This is a genomic window from Amycolatopsis sp. NPDC098790, from assembly GCF_044759945.1.
GTDB lineage: Bacteria > Actinomycetota > Actinomycetes > Mycobacteriales > Pseudonocardiaceae > Amycolatopsis.
In genome coordinates this window covers 759,065-767,594 of the sequence record NZ_JBIWAI010000006.1, presented here as the reverse complement: position 1 = coordinate 767,594, position 8,530 = coordinate 759,065, and the positions used below count along the sequence as shown (strand labels likewise).

General features: G+C 71.6%; 8 protein-coding genes and 1 pseudogene. 6 read left to right on the top strand and 3 right to left on the bottom strand.

Translation table 11 applies throughout. The features are described from left to right. From ACIQWX_RS40735 to ACIQWX_RS40710, 6 genes and pseudogenes are all read left to right on the top strand, one after another. Positions 1 to 393: pseudogene (locus tag ACIQWX_RS40735) on the top strand (Crp/Fnr family transcriptional regulator); the annotation flags it as partial. After that, positions 393 to 557 carry a hypothetical protein gene (locus tag ACIQWX_RS40730; RefSeq protein WP_400883095.1) on the top strand — a complete coding sequence of 55 codons (165 nt, stop codon included), beginning with the start codon at positions 393 to 395 and terminating at the stop codon, positions 555 to 557. The pseudogene ACIQWX_RS40735 and the gene ACIQWX_RS40730, both read left to right, overlap by 1 nt. Then, positions 554 to 1,930, top strand: a complete 1,377-nt coding sequence (locus ACIQWX_RS40725) for a family 2B encapsulin nanocompartment shell protein (protein WP_400883092.1) — start codon at positions 554 to 556, stop codon at positions 1,928 to 1,930. Before ACIQWX_RS40730 ends, ACIQWX_RS40725 begins: the two co-directional genes overlap by 4 nt. Positions 1,931 to 2,054: 124 nt before the next feature. After that, positions 2,055 to 3,656 (top strand): cellulose binding domain-containing protein, encoded by a 1,602-nt coding sequence (locus ACIQWX_RS40720; protein ID WP_400883089.1) that lies wholly within the window; start codon positions 2,055 to 2,057, stop codon positions 3,654 to 3,656. 94 nt (positions 3,657 to 3,750) lie between these two features. Next, positions 3,751 to 4,641, top strand: coding sequence for an SDR family oxidoreductase (locus ACIQWX_RS40715; protein WP_400883086.1), 891 nt, complete (start codon positions 3,751 to 3,753; stop codon positions 4,639 to 4,641). Next, a complete protein-coding gene (locus ACIQWX_RS40710; RefSeq protein WP_400883083.1) occupies positions 4,638 to 4,988 on the top strand; it encodes a darcynin family protein in 351 nt (116 codons plus the stop codon). The genes ACIQWX_RS40715 and ACIQWX_RS40710 overlap by 4 nt, the downstream gene beginning before the upstream one ends. Here the strand turns inward: ACIQWX_RS40710 and ACIQWX_RS40705 are convergent. Genes ACIQWX_RS40705 through ACIQWX_RS40695 form a run of 3 tightly spaced genes read right to left on the bottom strand, consistent with a single transcriptional unit; the run spans position 4,985 to position 8,529 of the window. Next, positions 4,985 to 5,986 carry a proline racemase family protein gene (locus ACIQWX_RS40705; protein WP_400883080.1) on the bottom strand — a complete coding sequence of 334 codons (1,002 nt, stop codon included), beginning with the start codon at positions 5,984 to 5,986 and terminating at the stop codon, positions 4,985 to 4,987. The two genes, ACIQWX_RS40710 and ACIQWX_RS40705, sit on opposite strands and share 4 nt — an antisense overlap. Then, complete coding sequence (locus ACIQWX_RS40700) at positions 5,987 to 6,898, bottom strand: dihydrodipicolinate synthase family protein (RefSeq protein WP_400883077.1); 912 nt, start codon at positions 6,896 to 6,898, stop codon at positions 5,987 to 5,989. It lies immediately after the preceding gene. Next, entirely contained in the window at positions 6,895 to 8,529 is a 1,635-nt protein-coding gene (locus tag ACIQWX_RS40695) for an NAD(P)/FAD-dependent oxidoreductase (RefSeq protein WP_400883075.1), read from the bottom strand. The genes ACIQWX_RS40700 and ACIQWX_RS40695 overlap by 4 nt, the downstream gene beginning before the upstream one ends. Between the last annotated feature and the right edge of the window lies 1 nt (position 8,530).

The window sequence follows — 8,530 nt, the reverse complement described above, 5'->3', positions numbered from 1 at the left end:
CCCGGCGTGTTCCTCGCCCACCCCAAAACCATCGCCGCGTTCGGCCGGGAATGCACCAAAGCCGGCCTCTACCCCGACGCCGTCGACCTCGGCGGGCACCACGTCCCCGCCTGGCGCGGGATCCCGATCCTGCCCTGCAACAAAATCCCCGTCTCCGACACCCGCACCAGCTCCATCCTGCTGATGCGCACCGGCGAGCAGGCCCAGGGCGTGGTCGGGTTGCACCAGACCGGGCTGCCCGACGAGTACCAGCCGGGACTGAACGTGCGGTTCATGGGCATCAGCGAACAAGCCATCATCTCCTACCTCGTCTCGGCGTACTACTCCGCCGCGGTGCTGGTGCCGGATGCGCTGGCGGTGCTGGAAAGCGTCGAACTCGGCCGGGAGGCGTGATGGCGGAACCGACGACCCCGCCCCGCGAACCCGACGTCGAACCGCCGCGTCCCGGGCCCGGCCTGCCGCCGTCGGCGTTCGGGCCGACCGGGCTCGGCACCGCCGCCGCCCGCGTCGTGCCCAAGCCCGCCGCACCCGAACCCGATCGGCGCGTGAACCCTTGACCGTCACCGAAGAACAGTTGTCGCTGGGCGTCAAAGCCGCCCGGACGCTGACGACAACGACCAAGACCCTGCCGCAGATGCGCGGCATCACCACCCGCTGGCTGCTCTCCCAGCTGCCCTGGGTCGACGTCCCCGCCGGCAGCTACCGCGTCAACCGCCGCCTCACCTACACCGTCGGCGACGGCAAAGTCTCCTTCTACAACACCGGCGCCCGCGTCCAGGTCATCCCCGCCGAACTCACCGAACTCGAACTCCTGCGCGGCTTCGGCGACGAAGCCGCACTAGGCGCACTGGCCGAAGCGTTCGAGCAACGCGAATACGAACCCGGCGCCACCATCATCGACGCCGGCACCCCACTCGACACCCTCTTCCTCCTCGCCCACGGCAAAGTCACCCAGCACGGCCGCGGCGAATACGGCGACGAAACCCACCTCGGCACCCTCACCGACGGCGACCACTTCGGCGCCGAACTCCTCTCCCGCGACGACGCCACCTGGCGCTTCACCGCCCGCGCGGCCACTCACGTCATCGCGCTCGTCCTGCCCGCGAACGCCTATGCGCGCCTCAACGGCCGGTCGGAGTCGTTGCGCGCCCACGTCGCCGAAGCCGCCGGACGACCACGCAAACCCCAGAACGCCAAGGGCGAAGCGAGCATCGACCTGTCCGCCGGCCACGACGGCGAACCGATCCTGTCCGGCACCTACGTCGACTACGACCCCGCACCGCGGGAATACGAACTCGCCGTCGCGCAAACCGTTCTACGCGTCCACAACCGCGTCGCCGACCTCTACAACAACCCGATGAACCAGCTCGAACAACAGCTGCGGCTGACCGTGGAAGCGTTGCGGGAACGGCAAGAACACGAGCTGATCAACAACACCGACTTCGGGCTCCTGCACAACACCGACCTCAAACACCGCATGACCACCCGCACCGGGCCGCCCACCCCGCTGGACCTCGACGACCTGCTCACCCGGCGCCGCAAGACGAAGTTCTTCCTCGCCCACCCCCGCGCGATCGCCGCGTTCGGCCGCGAATGCACCCGCGCCCGCGTCTACCCCGACACCACGTTGCTCGACGGCAAACGCGTGATGGCCTGGCGCGGCGTCCCGATCCTGCCCTGCAACAAGATCCCGATCACCGAGACCGGCACCACGTCGATCCTCGCCATGCGCACCGGCGAAGACGACGCCGGCGTCATCGGCCTGCGCCCGAAGGAGCTTCCCGACCAGTACCAGCCCGGGCTCAACGTCCGGTTCGTAGGCATCAACGACCGCGCGGTGACCTCGTACCTGGTGAGTGCCTACCACTCGGCCGCGGTGCTGGTACCGGACGCACTCGGCGTACTGGACCACGTCGAGACAGGATCCTGAACCACGAAACTTTCGAAATTGCACCGAATTCGAAAGTTTCGGTCGCGGCCACCATATTGACTGCTCCAGCGAAACGGACCTACCGTTTTTTCCGGGGGACAATTCCTTCCGGAGGGAGCACCCGGTGCGCGGTTCACGGATCCGTTCGGCCGTCGTCCTGGCGGTCGTCACGCTGCTCGCGCTAGCCGGCGTGGTCACCCTGGCGTCCGGGGCCGCCGCGGCAGTCGAGGACGACGGTGCCGACTGCGCCGTCTCCGTGCCCGGCTCGTGGCCCGCCAGCGCCAAGCTTCCCGATCCCTTCAAGAGGATCGACGGCACGCGCATCACCAGCCGGTCCGACTGGCGGTGCCGGCGGCAGGAGATCAAGAAGCTCGCCGAGCGGACGGTCTACGGCACGAAACCGGTGAAGCCGGCGAGCGTCACGGGCACGGTGTCGAACACCGGGATCACCGTGAACGTCACCGAAAACGGCCGCAGCGCGAGCTTTTCGGCGGGCGTCGAACTGCCGAGCGGAACCGGGCCGTTCCCGGCCGTCTTCGTCGTCGGCGGATTCGGCGCGGACACCGCCACGATCAAAGCGTCCGGCGCGGCCGTCATCACCTACGACCCGCTCGCTGTCGGCAAAGAGGGCACCCCGCGGAACAACAAACAGGGCGCGTTCTACAGCATTTACGGCGCCACCAGCAGCACCGGGCTGCTGGCCGCGTGGGCGTGGGGCGTGAGCCGGCTCATCGACGTCGTCGAGCAGTCCGGCGGCCGGATCCTCAAGGCCGACGCGCTCGGCGTCACCGGGTGCTCGCGCTACGGGAAGAGCGCCTTCGCGATCGGCGCGCTCGACCAGCGGATCGCGCTCACCATGCCGATCGAGTCGGGCACCGCCGGCGTCCCGATCCTGCGGGGGATCCCGGGCGAAAGCGGTTCGCAGCCGCTGAGCAACGCCTACGGGGAGCAGCCGTGGTTCGGCGACGCGTTCAGCGCGTACACCGGCAACCCGGCCGCGCTGCCGGTCGACACCCACGAACTGGTCGCGATGGTGGCGCCGCGCGGGCTGTTCGTGATGGAGAACCCGCACATCGACTGGCTGGGCGCGCGCTCCGGGAGCGTCGCGACCCTGGCCGGCGCGGAAGTCTACAAAGCACTCGGCGCGGGCGACAACATCAGCTACTGGTCCGACGTCCAGGACGGCACGCACTGCGCGTCGCGGCCCGAATGGCGGACGCCGCTGCAGCAGAACATCCAGAAGTTCCTGCTGAAGACCGGCAGCGCGGCCGGCACGTTCCGGATCTCGGGTAAGAAGGCCGGAAACCTGGCCGAGTGGCGCGACTGGACGACGCCGGTCCTCACCGACGGCCCGGGCACCACCACGCCGACGACGCCGACCACACCCACCACCCCGACCACGCCCACCACTCCGACGACCACGACCACTCCACCGCCGGCCGGTACTTGCACGGCTTCGGTGTCGGTGAACCAGTGGACGGGCGGGTTCGTCACGACGGTCCGCGTCACGGCCGGCTCCGCCGCGATCACCGGCTGGACGGTCACGGCGGTCCTGCCCGCGGGCGCGGCCGTCACATCCGCGTGGAACGCCGGGCGCAGCGGCGACAGCGGCACCGTCCGGTTCACCAACGTCGGGTTCAACGGGTCCGTGCCCGCCGGTCAGTCGATCGAGTTCGGCTACCAGGGCACCGGAACCGGCGCCGGAACGACCGTGACTTGCGCCTGACGCAATCGTCGGTTGCCAAAGTTGCGTGGCCCGACCACTGCCGCGGCTCCTAACTTCGGAGGGGTCAAGAGTTCCCCGAAGAAGGAGCAGCACCATGCACGTGTTCGTCACCGGGGCGACGGGGTGGATCGGCACCGCCGTCGTCGACGAACTGCTCGGCGCCGGGCACGAGGTCACCGGCCTCGCCCGCTCGGACGCCGCGGCCCTCGCGCTCGCCAAGAGGGGCGCCCGGGTCCACCGCGGCGACCTCGACGACCTCGACGGTCTCCGCGACGGTGCCCTCGACGCCCAGGGCGTCGTCCACCTGGGCAACAAGCACGACTGGACGAACCCGGCGGAGAACAACCGGACCGAGCGGGCCGCCATCGAGACGATGGCCGGCGCGCTCGCCGGCACCGACCGGCCGTTCGTGTTCGCCGGCGCGCTCGCCGGGCTGGTGCAGGGCCGGCCCGCCCTCGAGTCCGACGTCTCCCCCGCGGTCGGCCCCGATTCGATGCGCGGCGGCGGCGAAAACCTCGCGTTCGAGTACGTCGGGAAGGGCGTCCGGGCGGTCAGCGTCCGCTTCGCGCCGTCGGTGCACGGCGTCGGCGACCACGGGTTCCTCGCGGCCATCACGGCGGCGGCCCGCCGGCACGGCGTGTCCGCGTACGTCGGCGACGGCACGGCAGCGTGGTCGGCGGTCCACCGTCCGGCGGCGGCCCGGCTCGTCCGGCTCGGCCTCGAGGGCGCCCCGGCGGGGTCGCGGCTGCACGCCGTCGCCGAGGAAGCCGTGACGACGCGCGAGATCGCCGAGGCGATCGGGCGCACGCTCGACGTGCCGGTGGTGTCGATCGAGCCGGAGAAGGCGGCGGAGCACTTCGGGTTCGTCGGCCGGTTCTTCGCGACGGACATGGCCGCGTCGAGCGCGGCGACGCGGGAGCTGCTCGGCTGGCAGCCCTCCGGACCGACGCTGGTCGAGGACATCGAAGCGGGTGCGTACGCGTGAAGGCGACCGTGACGGCGTTCATGCTGGTGAAGACCACGCCCGAGTGGCTGGCCATGACGGTCGAGCAGCGGATCGAGGCGTTCCGCACCGAGATCGTCCCGGCGATCGAAGAGAAGACCAAGGGCGTCCGGTCGCGCTTCTACGACACCGAGTTCTACTCGGCGCGCGTCACCGACGTCTGGGTGTGGGAGGCCGTCGACCACGATGCCTACCAGCTCCTGGTCGACGCCCTGCGCGAAACGCCGTTCTGGGACCGCTGGTTCGAGGTCGCCGAGATCCTGGTCGGGGTCGAGAACGGGTACGCCAGGAACTACGGCGTCGACGCGGTCGCCAGCGTCACCACCTAGAGCACGAACCCCGTCGGGAAGGGGTCATCGGGATCGAGCAGGTAGGTGGCGGTCCCGGTGATCCACGCCCGGCCCGAGAACTCGGGGACCACCGCCGGCACGCCGCCCACCTCCGTCTCCCCCACCAGCTCGCCGGTGAACGTCGTGCCGATGAACGAGCTGTTCTCGAACGGGGTGTGCAGCGGCAGCTCGCCCCGCGCGTGCAGCTGGGCCATCCGGGCGGACGTGCCCGTGCCGCACGGCGACCGGTCGAACCAGCCCGGGTGGATGGCCATCGCGTTCTGCGACTTCCGAGCGTCCGAGCCGGGTGCGAGGAACTGGACGTGCTTGCAGCCGCCGATCAGCGGGTCGGCGGGGTGCTTCGGCGGGCGCTGCTCGTTGATCGCCGCCATGATGTCCAGGCCGGCGCCGAGGATGCGGTCCTTTTCGGACCGGTCGAACGGGATGTCCACTTGGGACAGTTCGAGGATGGCGTAGAAGTTGCCGCCGTAGGCCAGGTCGTAGCGGACCTCGCCGAGGCCGGGGACGTCCACGACGGCGTCCCGCTCGGCGAGGAACGACGCCACGTTCCGCAGCTTGACCCGTTCCGCGCGGCCGTCGCGGACCGTGACCTCCGCGTGCACGAGCCCGGCCGGGGTGTCCAGGCGCACCACGGTCGTCGGCTCGGTCACCTCGACCATGCCCGTCTCGACCAGCACCGTCGCGACGCCGATCGTGCCGTGGCCGCACATCGGCAGGCACCCGGACACCTCGATGTAGACGACACCCCAGTCGGCGTCGTCGCGGCACGGCGGCTGCAGGATCGCGCCGCTCATCGCGGAGTGGCCGCGTGGCTCGTGCATCAGGAACTGCCGGAGGTGGTCGAGGTGCGCCATGAAGTACCGGCGGCGCTCGGCCATGGTGTCGCCAGGGATGGGGCCGACGCCGCCGGTCACCACCCGGGTGGGCATGCCCTCGGTGTGCGAGTCGACCGCCGTGATCGCGCGTGACGACCGCACCTACGCCACCCCCAGCGCGGCCAGCGCCCGGCCCATGTCGGCGCGGACCTGCTCGCGGTGGACGTCGGAAAGCGGCCCGCGCGGTGGCCGGCACGGCCCGCCGTAGCGACCGACCATGTCCATCCCGAGCTTGATGGCCTGGACGAACTCGGTGCGCGAGTCCCAGCGGAACGCGGCCACCAACGGCTCGTACAGCGCGCGGGCCTCGTCGAGCTTGCCCGCCGTGGCCAGCTCGAACAGGCGTGCCGACTCGGCCGGGAAGACGTTCGGGAAGCCGGCGAACCAGCCGGTCGCGCCCATCAGCAGGCTTTCCACGACGACGTCGTCGGCGCCGCTGATCACGGCGAGCTCCGGCGCGCGTTCGCGGATCTCCAGCACGCGCCGGACGTCGCCGGAGAACTCCTTGACGGCGACGACGTTGTCGATCTGCGCGATCTCGGCGAGGAGGTCGGGCGTGAGGTCGACCTTCGTGTCGAAGGGGTTGTTGTAGACCATCACGGGCAGGCCGACCGACGCGACGGCTTCGAAGTGGGCGAGCACCTCGCCGCGGTTGGCGCGGTAGAGCGTCGGCGGGAGGCAGAGCACGCCGTGCGCGCCGTCTTCGGCCGCCGCTTCGGCCCAGTACTTGGCCTGGTGCGCGCCGGGTCCGTGGACGCCGACGACGACGATCCCGTCGCCGCCGACGGCTTCGATCGCGGTGCGGGCCACGCGGCGGCGTTCGTCGTCGGTCAGCGAGGAGTACTCGCCGAGGGAGCCGTTCGGGCCGACGCCGCGGCAGCCGTTGTCGATCAGCCAGCGGCAGTGTTCGGCGTAGGCGTCGTAGTCGACGGCCAGCCCGGCCGGGGCGGTGTCGTCGGCTTGGTACGGCAGTGCGGCGGCGACGACCACGCCGCCGAGATCGCGGGTGCTCATGAGTCTCCTTCGGGTGCGGCGAGTTCGCCCAGGCGGATCGGCTGGGCGATCGGTCGGTGGTGGCGTTCGGTGCCGCCGCAGAGCTCGGCGACGGTGGGGCCGCACATCCGGCCCTGGCACGGGCCGAGGCCGGCGCGGGTGCCGAGCTTGAGCGCGTGCGGGCCGGGGGTGACGGGATCGGCGGCGGCGGTCTTCAGTTCTTCGTAGGTCGTTTCCTCGCAGCGGCAGATGATCGTGTCGTCGCGCAGCCAGCCGGGCCACTCGCTTCCGATCGGGTGGGCGGCTTTCAAGCGGTGCGCGAACGCCCGGGTGCGGTCCCGTCGCCGGAGCAGGTCCGGGCTCGGTGTGCCGCCGGCGGCGACGCATCCGGCGACCGCGCCTTCCGCGCGTGCGGCGTCCGCTCCGCCGATGCCGGTGATCTCCCCGGCGGCGAAGACGGAGGTGATGGTGGTGCGCTGGGCGTTGTCGATGCGGACGAAGCCGTCGTCGAGCAGGCAGCCGGCCGCGACGGCGAGTTCGGGTTGCGGGGTGAAGCCGTGGCCGACGCAGACGGCGTCGACGGTGTGGGTGCGTTCGGTGCCGGGGACGGCCGACCAGTCGGCGCGGAGCCGGGCGGTGACGACTTCGCGGACCCGGTCGTCCCCACGGGCTTCGACGACGGTGCGGCCGAAGCGGTAGGGGACGCGGTGCCGGGCGAGGGTGGCGGCGTACCGGGCGAGTTCGGCCGCTTTGCCGGGGTGAACGTGTTTGGACCATCCTTTGAGGACGGTGGCGGCGGTGTTGGCTTCGAGGACGGCGACCACCTCGGCCCCGACGGCCAGCAGAGATTCGGCGACGGGCAGCAGGAAGGGTCCGGCCCCGGAGACGAGCACCCGCTCGCCGACGGCGACCCGCTCCCCCTTGGCGAGAGCTTGGGCGGCGCCGGCGGTGTAGACGCCGGGCAGCTGCCAGCCGGGGAAGGGGAGGACGCGGTCGTGCGCGCCGGTGGCGAGGATCAGGGCATCGGGTTCGAGGGTGACGCGTTCCCGGGCGGAGCCGTCGGCCGGGCCGCGCAGGACGTGGATGCGGAGCGCCGGTGCGTGGGAGGCCGCCCCGGGATCGGCAGCGGCGACTCCCGAACCGCCAGCGGTGGCTTCGCCAACCGCTCCGCCGGCGTCGGATCCGCCGGAACCGCCGGCGCTGCTGGCGCTGCTGGCGCTGCTGGCGCTGCTGGCGCCAGCCGTAGCGCAGGCGTCGCCAACCCCGGCACCGCCAGCCGCGGCACGGGCACTGCCAGGCCCGGCACCGCCGACCGCGCCGGCGGCGGCAGAGTCATCGCCGGCGCCAGTACCGCCCGCCACATGAGCCACAGCACGGGCATCGCCGGCGCCCGCACCGCCAGCGGCGACCGCGCCAGCGGCGGCACCACCAGCCACGCCAGCGGCGGCGGCCTCGATTGCCCACACCGTGCTCTCCGGCCACCACTCGCAGCGGCCCAACACTTCTCCGAAACCGTGCGGTTCCCCGTAGAACCCCCGGTGGTACTGCCCGCCCGGCGCATCAGCCTGATCCAAGATCGTCACCTGAGCGCCCACCCTCAGCGCGTGCTCGGCGGCCGCCAACCCTGCAGGCCCCGCGCCGACGATCACCACC